Raw genomic sequence first — 17,397 nt, 5'->3', positions numbered from 1 at the left:
TCACCGCAGGCGAACATGATCGGAAGGTGCCGGGGGAGGTCTCCCCCGGCGAAACGGAAGGTTTGGTCAGGCGTCGTGCAGCGAACGCCGCATCGGATGGCCGAGATAGGTGCCGAGGATGCGCACCTTCTCGGAGAAGAACCGCAGTTCCTCCAAGGCGCGGCGCACCGGTGCATCGTCCGGATGGCCTTCGATATCCGCATAAAATTGCGTCGCGACGAACTTGCCGCCGATCTGGTAGCTTTCCAGCTTCGTCATGTTGATGCCGTTGGTGGCAAAGCCGCCAAGCGCCTTGTAGAGTGCGGCGGGGATGTTGCGCACGTTGAAAACGAAGGTGGTGACGATCAGGTCCTTGTCGTCCGCCCGCTTGGCCCATTTTTCGTCGCGCGACAGCACGACGAAGCGGGTGACGTTGCTTTCCGAATCCTCGACATTCTCCTGCATGATCTCCAGCCCGTAGAGGCCGGCGGCGAGGCGGGGCGCAAGGGCTGCCATCGAGCGGTCGCCGCGTTCGGCAACCAGTTTGGCGGCACCCGCCGTATCGCCGGCGACAACGCCCTTCCAGCCGTTCGAGCGGATGATCTTGCGGCACTGGCCGAGCGCATGGATGTGGCTGTGAACGGTACGGATCTCGTCGCGTGCAACGCCCGGCAGAACCATCAGCTGGAAGCGGATCGGCATGAAATATTCGCCGATGATATGCAGCCGTGATTCAGGCAAAAGATGATGGATATCGGCCACGCGACCGGCGAGCGTGTTCTCGATCGGGATCATGGCCAGATCCGCTTCGCCGCTTTCAAGCGCGGTAAAGGCATCCTCGAAGGTCGGGCAGGGCAGCGGCTCCATGTCCGGGAACATGTCCCGGCAGGCCATGTCGGAATTGGCGCCGAAATCGCCCTGGAAGGCGATGCGATTGGTTTTCGAAACCATGGGAATGTCCATCAGAGGGAACGGCTGGCGAGGATCGCACGCGCCTTTTCGAGGTCGGCCGGAGTATCGACGCCAAGCGGCACGGAGTCAACGATCTCCACATCAATGCGCATGCCGGCCTCCAGCGCACGCAGCTGCTCCAGTTTCTCGCGCTGCTCCAGCACGGAGGGGCCGAGCGAGACGAAGCGTTCCAGCGCGCGGCGGCGATAGGTATAGAGGCCGATATGGTGATAGAGCGGGCCATCGCCATAGGGCGCGGTGGCGCGCGTGAAGTAGAGCGCCCGCATCCGGGTCGGGGTCAGCGGTGAGCCGACCACCTTGACGATGTGCGGCAGCACCTTGTCTTCCTCATTGTCGATCTCGACGGTCAGCGTGGCAATGTCGACTGCCCTGTCCTGCATCGGGCGCAGGGACGCCATCACCGCCTCCGGATCGATGGTCGGCAGGTCGCCCTGCACATTGATGATGAACTCGGCCTTGCCGTCCGGATCGGCGCTCTGAACCGCCTCATGGATGCGGTCTGAGCCGGACTGGTGATCCTCCCGCGTCATCACCACCTCGAAGCCGGCAGCCTGAACGACATCGAAGACCCGCTGGTCATCGACGGCGACGATCACCCGGCCGACATCCGCCTCGCGGGCGCGGCGAGCAACCTGGACGATCATCGGCGCACCGCAAATATCGGCGAGCGGCTTGCCGGGCAGGCGGGTCGAGGCCATGCGCGCCGGGATGAGCACGAGCGTTCTGTCGAAATCCGGATTGCGCATCAACGTCTTTCCTAGCTCCCGGAGGATGGCAAAAGGTCTCAGGGTCGCTTCACTGATTCAGGTTGCACCAGTGTCGCAAAAGACATAGCTTTCAAGGGATTTCAAGGTGGGACGCCTGCGATTCCAGCAGGTGGGAAGGAGCTTTTTTCGAATGAACGCCTATACGAACATGGCTGTGGGGGCCCTGCTCAGTACTGTCTTCGTGATGATGTCGGTGTCGATCGCATCCGAGGGTCTGTTCCATTCGCCAGCGCCCGCAACGCCGGGCTTTGCCATCGTGGCCGAGGAAGCATCGTCCGCCGGGGGAGGCGAGGCGGCTGCAGCGCCTGCTCAGGTACCGATCGCGCAGCTGCTGGCTTCGGCAGATCCTGCCGCCGGTGCCAATTCCTTCAAGAAGTGTGCGAGCTGTCATTCGGCCGATCCGAGCAGTCCCAACAAGGTCGGCCCCGGCCTCTGGAACATCGTGAATCGGCCGATCGCAGGACATGAAGGCTTCAGCTATTCGGCGGCCATGAAGGACTTTTCCAAGGGCGGTTCGGTGGTCTGGGATTATGAGCATCTCAACCACTTCCTGGCGGCTCCGAAGGCCTATATCGCCGGCACGGCCATGGGCTTTGCCGGCCTGAAGAAGGATGACGAGCGAGCCAATGTGATCGCCTATCTGCGCTCGCTTTCCGACAATCCGGCCCCGCTGCCGGAGCCGGCCGCACCCGCCCCGGCGACCAATTGAGGCGCTGAGCCTCTGGCGTTCCATTGTCCTCGAGGCCCGGCATTGCCGGGCCTCCTTGCATCGGCACGACCTTGTCTCGGCATGCCGCGTCCGGTCTCACAGGACTCAGTTCAGCAGCCAGGCCCAGAAGCTCACCGAAACCACGCCGAAAATCGTGGTGATGCTGATCACCGACGCCGCCAGGCTCTGGCCGGAGCGGAAACGGGTGGCGATGATCCAGGCATTGATGCCGGTCGGTACCGACGAGGTCAGCACCATGGCGGCGGCCCAGGCCGGTGAAAGGCCGAGCAGGTGCGAGAGACCGAAGACGGCCGCCGGCAACAGGAGAAGCTTCAACAACGCCATCACGGTTGCCAGCGACAGGTTGCCGTGCACGGGATATTTGCGCAGCGTCATGCCGAGCGAGATCAGCGCGGCGGCGGCCGTCACCGCGGCGATCTGGTCCACCACGCTCTTGAGCACGACCGGCAGGGTGCCGAAGCCTGACAGGTTGAAGGCAAGGCCGAGGGCCAGCGCAATCACCAGCGGGTTGCGGCTGAGATTGCTGCCCACCTGCCGCAGCACGGCCAGCACGCTGCGGCGGCCGCCGCCATCCACCCTGGCGCTGGCCTGTTCCATCAGGATGGTGCCGATCACCATCATGGCGGGCAGGTGGATGGCCAGCAGGATGGAGAGCGCCACGATGCCGTCATTGCCCACCGAACGGCCGACGAGCGGCAGCCCGATGAACACGTTGTTGGCAAAGGCCGAGGACATGCCGGCGATGACGCCGATCTTCTCGTCGCGCCCGAACAGGTGCCGGGCGATCAGGTGACCGACCGTCCAGGTGATGGCGACGCCGCCGAAATAGGCGATCCACAGGCGAAAGGGCGAGGTGCCCTCGAAATGCGCCTCGGCCAGCGTGCGGAAAATCAGGGTCGGCAGGGCGATCTTGAAGACGAACTCGGCCAGCGCGTCGCCGGTTTCCTCGCGCATCACGCCGGTGCGGGCCACCACCCAGCCAATCAGGATCAGCAGGAAGACGGGGGCGACATTGGTAAAGACGGCTGACACGGAGGGATGGCTTTCACGGACGGGAATCCCGTTTAGCGCATTCGGGGGCAGGGGACAAACCGGTCCGTGGCGCCGGTGCCAAAAAACACGAAAGCGGGCCTCACGCCCGCTTCGATCCCTTCGAGGGTATCGAGATCGCTTCCGCCAGTGCATCCGTGGCCGGTTGCGATCCGATGCTGCAACCTTATGCAGCAATCATGACGCGCGCATGACGAGCAGACTTTTGCGGGCGCTTTTTCCTTTCCTTCAACTCTGAAAGCTATATGAGGAGCAGAAGGCACCACCTTGCGGAGATTGAGGCTGAATGAGCAAGTTCGACGTCCTGACCATCGGCAACGCCATTGTCGACATCCTGTCGCGATGCGACGACCGGTTTCTTGAGGAGAACGGCATCATCAAGGGCGCGATGAACCTGATCGACGCGGAGCGCGCCGAGCTTCTCTATTCGTTGATGGGCCCGGCACACGAAGCCTCCGGCGGCAGCGCCGGCAACACGGCGGCCGGTGTCGCAAGCTTCGGTGCCAAGGCTGCCTATTTCGGCAAGGTTGCCGAGGACGAACTCGGCAAGATCTTCCAGCACGACATTCGTGCCCAGGGCGTGCATTATGAAACCCGGCCGGACGGCACCTTTCCGCCGACCGCCCGCTCGATGATCTTCGTCACGCCGGATGGCGAGCGTTCGATGAACACCTATCTCGGCGCCTGCGTCGACCTCGGGCCGGAGCATGTCGAGACCGATGTGGTGGCCGAGGCGAAGGTCACCTATTTCGAAGGCTATCTGTGGGATCCGCCGCGCGCCAAGGAAGCGATCCGCGAATGCGCGCGCATCGCCCATGCGCATGGCCGCGAAACGTCGATGACGCTGTCGGATTCGTTCTGCGTCGACCGGTATCGCGGCGAATTTCTCGATCTGATGCGCTCCGGCACGGTCGATATCGTCTTTGCCAATCGCCACGAGGCCCTGTCGCTCTACGAGACGCAGGATTTCGATGAGGCGCTGCGGATGCTGGCGGCCGACTGCAAGCTCGCCGCCGTGACGCTGAGCGAACAGGGTGCGATCATCCTTCGCGGCGAGGAACGCTACAAGGTGGATGCCATTGCGGTGGAGAAGGTGCTGGACACGACCGGCGCCGGCGACCTGTTTGCCGCAGGTTTCCTCGCCGGCTACACGGCCGGCAAGCCGCTTGATGTCTGCGGCAAGCTCGGCTGCCTTGCGGCCGGCATCGTCATCCAGCATTTCGGGCCGCGTCCCATGGTTTCCCTCAAGGATGCCGCTGTGGAAGCCGGTCTTCTCTGACCTGTGTCTTCTTCGCGGGCCGTGGCACGCGCCGCGGCCCTTGCCCTCGTCGAATGAGGATTTGGCTGCACAGGCAGCCGGGCTGCCCTGTCTATTTGAAGGCTTCGCCCGGATAGGCACCCCAGATTTCCGACTGGGAGACCCAGCCTTCGACCGAGCCGGCAATGGCCAGGCACCAGTCGCCGGTGCATTCCTTCAGCCGCATGATGACGCCGGGCTCGAGCTTGGCCAGGACCTGCGAGGCGCTTTGCGGCTCGCGGCGCATGTTGACGAAGACCTGCTGCCCCTTGTCGCGCATCCACGGGGCGGCAAGGGCTGTGCGCTCGCCGGAAAGCAGTGCCTGGTTGACCCAGCCTTCCGTTCCGTCCGCATCGCGGACCCGCCGCCAGTTCTCGTATTCCTGGATGATTTCCATCGGCAGCCCCTCCTTGAGGTACATCCAGGACACGGCATAATCCGTGCTCGGGCCGACGCGGATGTTGACGCGCCGCGACTTGAGGCTGACGAAGCGCGGCAGCGGCAGGCCGCTGGCGCCCTTGGCCGTCTGCGCCTGGGCCGGCGTGTGTTCCGGCAACGCGCCGAGCGACGTCCCGACAAGCGCGAGCGCGCCGGCAAGGCAGGAGATAAGGATGAAACGTCGCATATGCCTTCTCTCGATGCGCATCGGCCGCGCCGGCCTGGCGGGGCGGATGCTGACCTGCAAACGCCACGCGCGAGGTTTTGTTTGTCTTCGCCGACGGGTCTGGTAGAAAACGCCTGATCCGCCGAATGTCGCCGATCTTGGTTAACGAGATCTGAACAAGCTTCCGAAGGACGACCATGACCCCCAGGAAAAAGCCCAAGGTTTATATCACCCGCAAGCTGCCCGATGCGGTCGAGACGCGGATGCGTGAACTTTTCGAGGCGGAACTCAACATCGATGACGTGCCGCGAAGCGCGGAGCAACTGCTGGACGCGGTGAGGACTGCCGACGTGCTGGTGCCGACGGTGACGGACCGCATCGATTCGGCCCTGCTCGAGGCGGCCGGCCCGCAGCTGAAGCTGATTGCCAGCTTTTCCAACGGGGTCGATCACATCGATGTCGATGCGGCGGCCCGGCGCGGCATCACGGTGACGAATACGCCGAACGTGCTGACGGAAGATACCGCCGACATGACCATGGTGCTGATCTTTGCGGTTCTGCGCCGGCTGATCGAGGGATCGCGGGTGCTGACGGAGGATCCCGGCAGCTGGGCCGGCTGGTCGCCCACCTGGATGCTCGGCCGGCGCATCGGCGGCAAGCGCATCGGCATTGTCGGCATGGGGCGCATCGGCACCGCCGTTGCCCGTCGCGCCAAGGCCTTCGGGCTGTCGATCCATTACCACAACCGAAAGCGGGTCAGTCCCGCCACCGAGGAAGAGCTTGAGGCAACCTACTGGGACAGCCTCGACCAGATGCTGGCGCGTGTCGACATCGTCTCGGTCAATTGCCCCTCGACGCCCGCCACCTTCCATCTTCTCTCCGCCCGGCGGCTGGCGCTGATGCAGCCGACGAGCATCATCGTCAACACGGCGCGGGGCGACATCATCGACGAGGCGGCGCTCATCCAGCTCCTGAAGGATGGCCGGATCGCCGGCGCCGGTCTCGACGTGTTCTCCAACGAGCCGCTCGTCAATCCGAAGCTTCTGAAGCTGGCGCAGGAAGGCAAGGCGGTGCTGCTGCCGCACATGGGGTCGGCCACCATCGAGGGCCGCATCGACATGGGCGACAAGGTGATCATCAACATCCGTACCTTCTTCGACGGCCACCGCCCGCCGAACCGCGTGCTGCCAAGCCGCCTCTGATCGTTCCGCAAGACCCGCCGGATGCCCTGCCGCTGCGCGGGTATCGCCCTCACGCGCCCTTGATCGCAAAAGCCAGATTGGAATCAATCCAGTTTGCCGCGCCCAGCGTAGACCCCTGCGCAAAGGCGGAAAGGAGACACCCTATGAAGAAGGGATTGCTCTCGGTCACGATGGGGCTTTCGATGCTGACATTGACGCAGGCGGCGGATGCAGCGGATCTGGTGCTGGAACAATATTTCGAGGGCAGGACGCGCGCCACCGGATCGTTCAGCGCGATCAACGGTGTAAAGCGCGAATTCAAGGTGGATCTGACGGGCCGCTGGGACGGAAAGACCCTGGTGCTGCGCGAGGACTTCACCTTCTCGGACGGCGAGACGGACCGCAAGACCTGGCGCTTCACCAAGACCGGACCCGGCCGCTATACCGGTACCCGCGAGGATGTGATCGGCACCACCGACGTGGTGATCGAGGGCAAGGTGGCGAAGTTCAATTACCTCGTCAATCTCGGCACCGAGGCCAAGCCCAACAAGGTCCGTTTCTATGACACGATGGAACTGGAGGCGGACGGAACACTGGTCAACACTGCCTGGGTAACGAAATATCTGCTGCCGGTTGCAAGGACCACGGTGATCTTCAGCCGCTGACGGCCTCGGGCTGGCGTTGCTCCGCGGCGGTGGGGAGCACCTTCTGCATCTCGATGAAGGTGATCCGGTCGAAGCCGGGATGCGACCTGTCCGCCGTTTTCGCAAAGCCCCAGGCGGCGAAGGTCGCATGGTTTGCCATGAGTTCGATGCGGGTTTCCAGGCGAAGCCGCGACAGGTTGCGGCGGCGCGCCTCGTCTTCCGCCGTCTGCAGCAGCCGGCGGCCCACGCCCTTGCCCTGCAGGCGCGGCAGCACGGCAAGCTTGCCGACATAGAGACAATCGGGCGCCTCCGGTTTCAGAAAGATGCAGCCGACCGGCACTCCGTCCTCGAGCGCCAGGTAGCAGATTTCTCCGCGCGCCTTTTCGGCAAGGCTCTCCGGCGTCAGCCGATGGGCGGATGAAGGTGGATCGATCACGTCGTCCATGTAGGCGAAAGCGGTGCGGATCAGCGCGAGAAGACCGGTCCAGTCGCTGAAACCGTCGGGAATGCGGGTCGTCGTGATCATGATGCGGTCCTGGGCTTGCGTCTTTTGTAACGGATCGTGTTGAAGTTCGCCGACAGCGAGTCATAGATCAGCAGCCGGCCGACCAGCGGTTCGCCGATGCCGACAATCAGCTTGATCGCCTCCATGGCCATCAGCGTGCCGATCACCCCGGTGAGCGCGCCGATCACGCCGGTTTCCGCGCAGGCCGGAACGAGCCCCTCCGGCGGGCGGGCGGGAAACAGATCGCGATAGGTGGGGTTCTGGCGCCCTTCTGCGTCCGTCTCCCACGGTTTCAGCACCGTGAGCGTACCGTCGAAACGGCCAACGGCGCCGGTCACCAGCGCAATCTTTGCCGCCTCCGCTGCATCCGCAGCGGCGTAGCGGGTGTCGAAATTGTCGGAGCCGTCGATGACGAGATCGAAACGGCCGAGATGCAGGGCGGCAAAATCCGGCCCGAAACGCTCCTCGAAGGCGATGGTGCGCACATGCGGATTGAGCCGGGCGATCGCCTCCGTCGCGCTCCTGGTCTTCATGGCGCCGAGCGTGCCCGAATCGTGGATCACCTGTCGCTGCAGGTTGGAGAGCGAGACGCGATCGTCGTCGACGATGCCAAGCGTGCCGATTCCTGCTGCGGCCAGATACTGCAGCACGGGCGCGCCGAGCCCGCCGGCGCCGATCACCAGCACGCGGGCGCGCTTCAGCTTCTGCTGCCCTTCGCCGCCCACTTCCGGAAGCAGGATATGTCGCTTGTAGCGTTCGATTTCGTCGGGACCGAGTGATTCCATGGGCCGAGCCTAGATCCAGTCCGGGCAAAGGGAAACCCGGTTTTTCCACGCGCCGGTCACGACAGGACCGCTCCCTGATGCACGGTGAAGAACTGCGCCCGGTCGCCGAGCGCTGCAAACATGGCGCGGTCGGTACCGGTCATGAAGGCCTGGCCGCCAAGTCCGTCGACCAGATCGAACAGCGCGGCGCGGCGTCCCTCGTCCAGATGGGCGGCGATTTCGTCCAGCAGCAGCACCGGCGCATGGCCGGTCATGTCGGCGGTCAACCGGGCATGCGCCAGAACCAGACCGACAAGCAGTGCCTTCTGCTCGCCCGTCGAGCAGCGCTCGGCCTCCATGTCCTTTTCCCGGTGGCGCACGAGAAGATCGGTGCGATGCGGGCCCGTCAGCGTGCGGCCGGCGGCAGCGTCACGGTGGCGGCTGTCGCGCAGGGCGGTGAGGAATTCCTCCTCCAGTTCGGCAAAGGGACGGCCCGCCTCATCATCCATGAAGCCGGACAGCGAAAGCTCGGGCGAGGGGAAAGGGGTGGCGCTGCTGCGGGCGATCAGGGCGGCCAGCAGGCCCAGCATCTCGCTGCGGGCGGCGGCTATGGCAATGCCGAGCTCGGCCATCTGCACCTCGATGCCGGACAGCCAGGCGGGGTCGAAGCGACCTTCCGAAAGAAGCCGGTTGCGGCTGCGCATGGCCCGTTCGTAATCTGCGGCGCGCCGTCCGTGAGCGGGATCGAGCGACAGCACCAGCCGGTCGAGAAAGCGCCGGCGATCGGCGGAAGCCCCGGTGAACAGCCCGTCCATCGAAGGGGTCAGCCACAGCACGCTGAGGTGATCGGTCAGTTCCTCCACCGAGCGGGCAGACGTGCCGTTAAGGCGCAGCCTCCGGCTGGTCGCCTCCTCGCCCGCCTCGATGCCGGTACCGATCGATACCTCGCCCTCGCGGCCGCAGACTTCGGCAAAGACGGAAAAACCTCCGCTGGCGCCGACGCGCGTGACATCGGAAAGCACCGCACGGCGCAGGCCGCGGCCGGGCGACAGAAAGGAGACCGCTTCCAGCAGATTGGTCTTGCCGGAGCCGTTGTCGCCGGTCAGCACCACATGCCGCTGGTCGAGCCGGAGCGAGGCTTCCGCATAGTTGCGGAAGTCGGTCAGCGTCAGTCGTGTCAGGAAGGTCTTTTCAGCCATGATGCCTTCGGTGTTGCACGAGGAAGGGAGCTAGACCTTCAGGCCCGTCAAGGCAAGCATCGCGACCGAAATCCGCGGTGTTTTGCGGTGCCGGACAAGACGGTGCGCCGCCTTGAAAAAATCCATGGAACGCGCGGCGGCAAATCATGTTAGACTTGCCTGAAGTTCATCGACCCGAGAGGAGGGCGGTCCATGAGCATGCACGAGGAACTCACACCCGAAGAAGCACGCGCCGACCACTGGCACATGCTGCGCTTCCTGGCCGCAAACGCGCTGTTCGGCTTCGCGCTCGGCCTTTGCATCGCGATTGCCATGATCGCCTTCGATCTCGGCGATCTCGGCACGCGGATCGCGCGCTCCCGCCATCCGTTTCTGGTCTTCTTCATCCTGGCGACGCCGCTGTCCTTCACCTTTGCCGGCGCCGTCACTGCATCGGCTGTCATGTTGATGCCCTACAAGCGCAAGAAGGAGCTGCGCTGATCGCAGGTGGTTGATTGAGGGTCGCAACGTCCGACCCTCGTGGCCACGCTTGAAATCGCGGCGGGGCAATACAGATCTTTTCAGCCAATGACCGCTCGGATAGGAGAGAGAGCATGACCGAAAACACGCTTTCCGACCTCGATCGCATCACCAAGCTCGAAGAGATCGTCGCCTACCAGACGAAGACGATCGACGAGCTTTCCGAACAGCTTGCCGAGCAATGGAAGGTGACCGAACAGACGCGTCTCAAGCTCGACCGGCTGACGGAACGCTTCCTCTCGCTGGAAGAGTCCTCGCTCGAGGCGCCTGCCATCACCCGGCCACCGCATTACTGAGCGAGGCGCGATGACGGCACCGCATGCTGAGGCCGGGGATGTGCTGCGTTTCTGGCGGGATGCCGGCCCGGACAAATGGTTCGACAAGGATGCATCGTTCGATGCAGCCTTCCACGACCGGTTCCGCGACCTGCATTTCGCCGCTGCCCGGCGGGATCTGGACGACTGGCTTGCCGCGCCGGACAGCAGCCTGGCGCTGATCCTGCTTCTCGACCAGTTTCCCCGCAACTGCTTCCGGGGCACGGCGCACATGTATGCGACCGACGCCCTGGCCCGTCATGCCGCGCGGATCGCTCTCGATGCGGGCTTCGATGCCCGTGTCGATCCGGCGTTGAGGGTATTTTTCTATCTGCCCTTCATGCATTCCGAGGATCTTGCCGACCAGCAGCTCTGCTGCCGTCTCTGCGCGCCGCTTGGCGAGGCCATACTGAAGCATGCCCTCGAGCACCATGACATCATCGAACGGTTCGGCCGCTTCCCGCATCGCAACAGGATCCTGCTGCGCGAAACGACCGGGCAGGAGCAGGCCTTCCTCGATAACGGCGGATTTTCGGGATAGGAGAGGGCCGGGGCGCTGGGATCTTGCCGGGCGGCTCTCAGAGCCGCACCGGCGAGATCACGATACGCCCCCGGATGCCGGGGATGCGCTGCGGGCCGTCGGCGCCAGCCGCGTGCTTCGACCGGGGCATTCGCTGTTCACATCGCTTCACCGCAGCGCTGTGCCGGCTGGGCCGGCGCAGCTCAGCCTTCGAAGAATTCCTTCATCCGGGCAAAGAAGCCGGTGGATTCCGGATTGTTCTCCTTCGACGAGATCTCCTCGAATTCCTGCAGCAGTTCGCGCTGGCGCTTGGTCAGCTTCTGCGGTGTCTCGATCTGGATCTGGATGTAAAGATCCCCCGTCTGCGAAGAGCGTAGAACCGGCATGCCCTTGCCCTTCAGGCGGAACTGCTTGCCGGGCTGCGTGCCTTCCGGAACCGTCACGCGCGATTTCGTGCCATCGAGCGTCGCCACATCGAAGGTGCCACCGAGGGCTGCCGTCGTCATGGAGATCGGCACGGTGCAGTAGAGATCCGCCCCGTCGCGCTGGAAGAACTGGTGCGGTTTCACCGACAGGAAGATGTAGAGATCACCCGACGGGCCGCCGCGTGCGCCGGCCTCGCCCTCGCCCTGCAGGCGGATGCGCGTTCCGTCCTCGATGCCCGACGGAATGTTGACCGAGAGCGAGCGCTCTTCCGTCACGCGGCCCTGGCCGTGGCACTTCGTGCAGGGATCGGGAATGATCTGGCCGCGGCCGTGACATGTCGGACAGGTGCGCTCGACCGAGAAAAAGCCCTGGCTTGCCCGAACCCGGCCGGAGCCCTGGCAGGTGCCGCAGGTCTTCGGCTGCGTGCCGGGTTTGGCGCCCGACCCGGAGCAGACATCGCAGGTCACGGCCGTCGGCACGCGGATCTGCGCGGTCTTGCCGGCGTAGGCTTCTTCCAGCGAGATTTCCATGTTGTAGCGAAGATCGGCGCCGCGTTCGCGACCGCCGGAGGAGCGGCGGGCACGGCCGCCACCCATCATCTCGCCAAAAATGTCTTCGAAGATGTCGGAGAAGCCACCGGCGCCGCCGAAGCCGCCCTGGCCGCCGCCGAAACCGCCGCCGCCCATGCCGCCCTGTTCGAAGGCAGCGTGGCCGAAGCGGTCATAGGCCGCCCGCTTCTGGGGATCCTTCAAGGTCTCGTAGGCCTCGTTGATCTCCTTGAACTTCTTCTCGGCTTCCGCATCGCCCGGATTCTTGTCCGGGTGATATTTCATCGCGAGCTTGCGGAAGGCGCTCTTCAGCTCCTTCTCGTCAGCCGATCTGCCGACACCCAGCGTTTCGTAATAGTCAGCTTTTGCCATGGAGGTAACGGCTCCCGAAAGGGTTCCGGCTGCACAGGGGCAGCCGGATAGTCACGCGATTACAGTTGAAACACCCGTCGGACCGTCAGGCCGACTTCTTGTCGTCCTTGATTTCCTCGTAGTCGGCATCCACCACGCCGTCTTCCGCCTTGCCACCCTCGGCACCGGCTTCCGCCTGCTGTGCCTCGTAGATAGCCTGGCCGAGCTTCATGGAGACTTCCATCAGCGTCTGCGTCTTGGCCTGGATGTCGTCGGCGTTCGGCTCGGAGGCCTCGATGGCCGTCTTGAGGCTGGCAATGGCATCCTCGATCGCCTTGCGGTCGGTCTCGGAAACCTTGTCGCCATATTCCTTCAGCGACTTCTCCGTGGAATGGACAAGGCTTTCGGCCTGGTTCTTGGCTTCCACGGCCGCACGACGCTTCTTGTCCTCTTCCGCATGCGCCTCGGCGTCCTTCACCATCTTCTCGATGTCGGCGTCGGAGAGACCGCCGGAAGCCTGGATGCGGATCTGCTGTTCCTTGCCGGTACCCTTGTCCTTTGCCGAAACCTGCACGATGCCGTTGGCGTCGATATCGAAGGTCACTTCGATCTGCGGAACGCCACGCGGTGCCGGCGGCAGACCCACGAGGTCGAACTGGCCGAGCAGCTTGTTGTCGGCGGCCATTTCGCGCTCGCCCTGCGAGACGCGGATCGTCACGGCCTGCTGGTTGTCCTCGGCGGTCGAGAAGACCTGGCTCTTCTTGGTCGGGATCGTCGTGTTGCGATCGATCAGACGGGTGAAGACGCCGCCGAGCGTCTCGATGCCGAGCGACAGCGGGGTTACATCGAGCAGCAGCACGTCCTTGACGTCGCCCTGCAGGACGCCGCCCTGGATGGCCGCGCCAAGCGCGACGACTTCATCCGGGTTGACCCCCTTGTGCGGCTCCTTGCCGAACAGCTGCTTGACGACTTCCTGAACCTTCGGCATGCGGCTCATGCCGCCGACGAGAACCACTTCGTCGATTTCGGCTGCGGTGACGCCGGCATCCTTCAGCGCTGCCTTGCAGGGCGCGATGGTGCGCTGGACGAGATCGTCGACCAGGCTTTCGAACTTGGCGCGGGTCAGCTTCATCGTAAGGTGCTTCGGACCGGAGGCATCCGCCGTGATGAACGGCAGGTTGATTTCGGTCTGCTGCGAGGACGACAGCTCGATCTTGGCCTTTTCGGCGGCTTCCTTCAGGCGCTGCAGCGCGAGCTTGTCGCCCTTCAGGTCGATGCCCTGGTCCTTCTTGAACTCGGAGGCGAGATATTCGACGAGGCGCATGTCGAAGTCTTCACCGCCGAGGAAGGTGTCGCCATTGGTCGACTTCACTTCGAAGACGCCGTCGCCGATTTCCAGAACCGAAATATCGAAGGTACCGCCGCCCAGGTCGTAGACGGCGATCGTCTTGCCGTCCTTCTTGTCGAGGCCGTAGGCGAGAGCGGCAGCGGTCGGCTCGTTGATGATGCGCAGAACTTCAAGACCCGCGATGCGGCCGGCATCCTTGGTGGCCTGGCGCTGGGCGTCGTTGAAGTAGGCCGGAACGGTGATGACGGCCTTTTCGACCTTTTCGCCGAGATAGGCTTCTGCCGTTTCCTTCATCTTCTGCAGGATCATGGCGGAGATCTGCGAGGGGGAGTAGCCCTTGCCGTTTGCCTTCACCCAGGCATCGCCATTGTCGCCGCGGGAGATTTCGTAAGGAACCAGACCCTTGTCCTTTTCCACGGTCGGGTCGTCGAAGCGGCGGCCGATCAGGCGCTTGACGGCGAACAGCGTGTTGGTCGGGTTGGTCACGGCCTGGCGCTTTGCCGGCTGGCCGACAAGGCGCTCGCCATCATCCGTGAAGGCGACCATCGACGGCGTGGTGCGCGCACCTTCGGCATTTTCGATGACCTTTGCGTCCTTGCCATCCATGATGGCGACGCAGGAATTGGTGGTACCAAGGTCGATGCCAATTACTTTTGCCATTTCTTCTCTCTCCTTTAAGCGAACTGTCGGAACCCCCTCAAAGGCATTCCGCTGACAGCTCCTCGACTGGGATGGTTTTGCAGCATGACGCTGCTTTCATGCGGCGTATATAAGGACCGGATTTTCCGACTGCAAGGCGAGAAGCAGCCGACAGGCGAGCAAAAATAAGCCTTTGACGGAGGCTTCGTGCGGCTGTCTCACTGGCCCATGATGATGTCGAAAAGCGTTGTGTGACGGGGGGGCTGGCCGTTGCGGCCGGCGCCCACCTCGGCGGGCGGAACAGGTCCGCCGCCACCGACATTGGCCGGTGGCACGGGGCCATCGAAGGGGCCACGGTAGTCGCGGTAATCGCGCACCGGCTCCGTCTGCGTTTGCGGCGCCAGACGACGCATGTCGCCGGGACGCACGGCAGCGGGAGCCGCCGCAGGCGCAACCGCCTCCTGTCGCGGCGTGCCTGCGGACTGCCGGGATGGCTGGGCGTTTGCCGGAGCAACATCGGTCCGGGGAAGGCCTGCCTGGGGAGCCGCGGTCTCTGCGGGCGTAACCGGTGCGGAGGTCACAGTGGGCGCGTTTTCCGCATCCGGCGCCGGTGGTGCAGGCGGATACAGATCCTTCGCATTGCCCGGCAGAACCCCCGAGATGAGATCGCTGAGCGACAGGTTGCCGGAGGCCGGCTGCTCCGTCTGCGGCAGGGCAGGCTGGATGCCGACACCGAACAGCGGCGTCGGGCTGTAGCCCTTGAGCGCGGCCGTCATGTATTCCTTCCACGCCTTTGCCGGCAGGCCGCCGCCCGTCACCTTCTTCATTGAGGTGCCATCGTCGTTGCCGAACCAGACGCCGGTGGTCAGCGTGCTGGTATAACCGACGAACAGAGCGTCGCGGAAGGACTGGGTGGTGCCGGTCTTGCCTGCGGCTTCCCAGTTGGCAAGCCTGGCGGCCTTTCCGGTGCCTTCGGTCAGCACATGGCTCAGCATGCCGTTCATGGTGGCAACGACCTGATCGCTCAGCACCTTGGGCGGGCTGGAATAATCGGCCTCGTAGAGCACCTTTCCATCGGCATCGAGAATGCGGCTGACCGTATGCGGCGTTGCCTTGTAGCCGCCATTCATGAAGGGCGCATAGGCCGCCGTCAGTTCCAGCAGCGAGACTTCCGAGGTGCCGAGCGCGATCGAGGCATTCGGCTGCAGCTCCGATTCGATGCCGAGCCGGTGCGCCATGCGGATGACCGTTTCGGGCCCGAGCTGCACGACGAGCTGGGCGGCAATCGTGTTCAGCGAATGGGCGAGCGCCGTCGTCAGCGTGACATTGCCGCTGTATTTCTGCTCGTAGTTCTCCGGCGTCCAGTTGCCGATCTTCACCGGTCCGTCGACCATCACCGTGTCGGGCGTGTAGCCGGCTTCCAGGGCGGCGGCATAGACGAAGGGCTTGAAGGCGGAGCCCGGCTGGCGCTTGGCCTTGAAGGCACGGTTGAACTGGCTTTCCGCATAGTCGCGCCCGCCGACCAGGGCGCGGACCGCCCCGGTGGCATCCACCGAGACAAGCGCCACCTGCGAGGCGTTGAGCTTGGCGCCGTCCTTCTTCAGCACATCGTTCATTGCCTTGTCGGCTTCCTTTTCCAGTCGCAGGTCGATGGTGGTCTCGACGGTGATGTCGCTTTTCACCTCGCCGATCAGCGACTTCACCTCGTCCATCACCATGTCGGCCGCATAGTGCTCGGCGCCGCTCCAGTAGCTGCGCGCCTTGGCCGGCGGCTGCGACATTGCCGTCTTCACCTCGTCCTCGGTGATGTAGCCTTCCTCGCGCATGGTGGCGAGAACGACCTGGGCACGGGCTTCGGCCGCCTTCGGGTCGCGGGCCGGCGAAAGACGGGTCGGGGCCTTCAGAAGGCCCGCCAGCGTTGCCGCCTCCGCCAGGTTCACATCGCGCGCCGACTTGTGGAAATAGCGTTGTGAGGCGGCCTCCACGCCATAGGCATTCGAACCGAAATACATGCGGTTCAGATACATGGCGAGAATCTGGTCCTTGGTGAACTTGTGCTCCAGCCACAGCGCCAGCAGCACCTCCTGAATCTTGCGCTCGAAGGTGCGGTCGGGCGACAGGAACAGGTTCTTGGCCAGCTGCTGGGTGATGGTCGAGCCGCCCTGGATGCTCTGGCCGGTCAGGTTGTTGACGAAGGCGCGGGCAAGGCCGAAGGGGTCGACGCCGAAATGCGAATAGAAGCGCCGGTCCTCGATGGAGATCACCGCCTGCGGCAGGAAGGGCGACATCTCCTCCAGCGCCAGCGCCTCGCCGCCGGTCACGCCGCGATTGGCCATCAGCGTGCCGTCGAGCGCCGTGATCTTGACATTGGGCGGCCGGTCGGGGATCGACCAGGTGCTGGCGGACGGCATCTGCGATGCATAATAGGCGACGAGGCCGCCAACGCCGATCGCGCCCCAGACACCAAGCACCAGACACCAGTAGATCAGCGCGCGGATGGTGCCGAACAGGCCGCGCCGTTCACGCCGGCTGCGTCGCGCCCGCGCCGCCTTGCGCGGCGGTCTGTCCTCGTCCTCGTCGTCGTCCGTATCGGATGGGACGGCCTTCGCCTTCCTGCGATGGCCGTTGCCGACGATCCGGTCCTCTGCCTCGAGGCGGAGGCCGTCCTGCGGCTCTTCGTCGCCAAAGGAAGGCTCGACGCGGTTGCGGGGTTTCTTGCCCAATGCCATGTGCTGTGGCCGTGCTCCCGTTCTCTCTCGTTCAGACCTGCCGGCGCGCCGGACTTCCAGGCACGGCCCGGCCGCGCGGATCGATGGATGGAGGAGGTGCCTGCGGGACCGACCTGCTGGACCTGCCTGCACTCTCAAGGGCTCGTTGCACTGTAAATACGGCGATTTAAGGGGAAGTTAAGCATCCCGCCCGCCGCTGCGGCTGCGGTCATGCAGGCCCATTGCCCCGGTGTGGCGCAGTGCTACCATGACGGGAAGCCGTCTGCGCAGCCGCATCGCGCCGCGACGTTGAACCGCGCCAAAAATATGTC

Annotated in this window: 17 protein-coding genes; 7 read left to right on the top strand and 10 right to left on the bottom strand. The window is 64.3% G+C overall.

What is annotated here, in order from left to right:
• Window positions 1-66: 66 nt before the first annotated feature.
• Both KLP42_RS16660 and KLP42_RS16655 read right to left on the bottom strand, forming a co-directional pair.
• A complete protein-coding gene (locus KLP42_RS16660) occupies window positions 67-930 on the bottom strand; it encodes a prephenate dehydratase (RefSeq protein ID WP_215568079.1) in 864 nt (287 codons plus the stop codon).
• Window positions 931-941: 11 nt separating this feature from the next.
• Window positions 942-1,697 carry a 3-deoxy-manno-octulosonate cytidylyltransferase gene (locus KLP42_RS16655; RefSeq protein WP_215568078.1) on the bottom strand — a complete coding sequence of 252 codons (756 nt, stop codon included), beginning with the start codon at window positions 1,695-1,697 and terminating at the stop codon, window positions 942-944.
• 151 nt (window positions 1,698-1,848) lie between these two features.
• On the opposite strand from KLP42_RS16655, the gene KLP42_RS16650 reads away from it, so the two are divergent.
• Window positions 1,849-2,427, top strand: a complete 579-nt coding sequence (locus KLP42_RS16650) for a c-type cytochrome (protein ID WP_215568077.1) — start codon at window positions 1,849-1,851, stop codon at window positions 2,425-2,427.
• A 105-nt stretch (window positions 2,428-2,532) separates the two neighbouring features.
• On the opposite strand, the gene KLP42_RS16645 is transcribed toward KLP42_RS16650, so the two are convergent.
• Window positions 2,533-3,480, bottom strand: a complete 948-nt coding sequence (locus KLP42_RS16645) for an AEC family transporter (protein ID WP_215568076.1) — start codon at window positions 3,478-3,480, stop codon at window positions 2,533-2,535.
• 304 nt (window positions 3,481-3,784) lie between these two features.
• Between KLP42_RS16645 and KLP42_RS16640 the strand changes: the two genes are divergently transcribed.
• Window positions 3,785-4,777, top strand: coding sequence for an adenosine kinase (locus KLP42_RS16640; RefSeq protein ID WP_215568075.1), 993 nt, complete (start codon window positions 3,785-3,787; stop codon window positions 4,775-4,777).
• A gap of 91 nt (window positions 4,778-4,868) precedes the next feature.
• Here KLP42_RS16640 and KLP42_RS16635 read toward each other — a convergent pair whose 3' ends face one another.
• A complete protein-coding gene (locus tag KLP42_RS16635) occupies window positions 4,869-5,420 on the bottom strand; it encodes an SH3 domain-containing protein (protein WP_215568074.1) in 552 nt (183 codons plus the stop codon).
• A 176-nt stretch (window positions 5,421-5,596) separates the two neighbouring features.
• On the opposite strand from KLP42_RS16635, the gene KLP42_RS16630 reads away from it, so the two are divergent.
• Together KLP42_RS16630 and KLP42_RS16625 are read left to right on the top strand one after the other, a co-directional pair.
• Window positions 5,597-6,601, top strand: coding sequence for a 2-hydroxyacid dehydrogenase (locus KLP42_RS16630; protein WP_215568073.1), 1,005 nt, complete (start codon window positions 5,597-5,599; stop codon window positions 6,599-6,601).
• Window positions 6,602-6,744: 143 nt separating this feature from the next.
• Window positions 6,745-7,245: a DUF3833 family protein gene (locus KLP42_RS16625; protein WP_215568072.1), complete on the top strand. Its 501-nt coding sequence runs from the start codon at window positions 6,745-6,747 to the stop codon at window positions 7,243-7,245.
• On the opposite strand, the gene KLP42_RS16620 is transcribed toward KLP42_RS16625, so the two are convergent.
• The 3 genes from KLP42_RS16620 to recF are packed head-to-tail and all read right to left on the bottom strand — an operon-like array spanning window position 7,235 to window position 9,692.
• Entirely contained in the window at window positions 7,235-7,750 is a 516-nt protein-coding gene (locus tag KLP42_RS16620) for a GNAT family N-acetyltransferase (RefSeq protein ID WP_215568071.1), read from the bottom strand. The genes KLP42_RS16625 and KLP42_RS16620 overlap by 11 nt on opposite strands.
• Window positions 7,747-8,514 carry a molybdopterin-synthase adenylyltransferase MoeB gene (moeB, locus tag KLP42_RS16615; RefSeq protein ID WP_215568070.1) on the bottom strand — a complete coding sequence of 256 codons (768 nt, stop codon included), beginning with the start codon at window positions 8,512-8,514 and terminating at the stop codon, window positions 7,747-7,749. Before moeB ends, KLP42_RS16620 begins: the two co-directional genes overlap by 4 nt.
• 56 nt (window positions 8,515-8,570) lie before the next feature.
• Window positions 8,571-9,692 carry a DNA replication/repair protein RecF gene (gene recF, locus KLP42_RS16610; RefSeq protein WP_215568069.1) on the bottom strand — a complete coding sequence of 374 codons (1,122 nt, stop codon included), beginning with the start codon at window positions 9,690-9,692 and terminating at the stop codon, window positions 8,571-8,573.
• 192 nt (window positions 9,693-9,884) lie between these two features.
• On the opposite strand from recF, the gene KLP42_RS16605 reads away from it, so the two are divergent.
• From KLP42_RS16605 to KLP42_RS16595, 3 genes are all read left to right on the top strand, one after another.
• Window positions 9,885-10,172 (top strand): hypothetical protein, encoded by a 288-nt coding sequence (locus tag KLP42_RS16605; protein ID WP_215568068.1) that lies wholly within the window; start codon window positions 9,885-9,887, stop codon window positions 10,170-10,172.
• Between the two features lie 113 nt (window positions 10,173-10,285).
• Window positions 10,286-10,507: a SlyX family protein gene (locus tag KLP42_RS16600; protein ID WP_215568067.1), complete on the top strand. Its 222-nt coding sequence runs from the start codon at window positions 10,286-10,288 to the stop codon at window positions 10,505-10,507.
• A gap of 10 nt (window positions 10,508-10,517) precedes the next feature.
• Complete coding sequence (locus tag KLP42_RS16595; RefSeq protein WP_215568066.1) at window positions 10,518-11,066, top strand: DUF924 family protein; 549 nt, start codon at window positions 10,518-10,520, stop codon at window positions 11,064-11,066.
• A 182-nt stretch (window positions 11,067-11,248) separates the two neighbouring features.
• Here the strand turns inward: KLP42_RS16595 and dnaJ are convergent, their stop codons facing one another.
• The 3 genes from dnaJ to KLP42_RS16580 form a co-directional block, all read right to left on the bottom strand.
• Window positions 11,249-12,391 carry a molecular chaperone DnaJ gene (gene dnaJ, locus KLP42_RS16590; protein WP_215568065.1) on the bottom strand — a complete coding sequence of 381 codons (1,143 nt, stop codon included), beginning with the start codon at window positions 12,389-12,391 and terminating at the stop codon, window positions 11,249-11,251.
• Window positions 12,392-12,476: 85 nt separating this feature from the next.
• Window positions 12,477-14,378: a molecular chaperone DnaK gene (dnaK, locus tag KLP42_RS16585; RefSeq protein WP_215568064.1), complete on the bottom strand. Its 1,902-nt coding sequence runs from the start codon at window positions 14,376-14,378 to the stop codon at window positions 12,477-12,479.
• A 197-nt stretch (window positions 14,379-14,575) separates the two neighbouring features.
• Window positions 14,576-17,086 carry a transglycosylase domain-containing protein gene (locus KLP42_RS16580; protein ID WP_215568063.1) on the bottom strand — a complete coding sequence of 837 codons (2,511 nt, stop codon included), beginning with the start codon at window positions 17,084-17,086 and terminating at the stop codon, window positions 14,576-14,578.
• Window positions 17,087-17,397: the final 311 nt, after the last annotated feature.

Source organism: Rhizobium sp. CSW-27 (assembly GCF_018760785.1).
Lineage (GTDB): Bacteria > Pseudomonadota > Alphaproteobacteria > Rhizobiales > Rhizobiaceae > Neorhizobium.
This window is presented reverse-complemented; position numbering and strand designations above follow the sequence as displayed.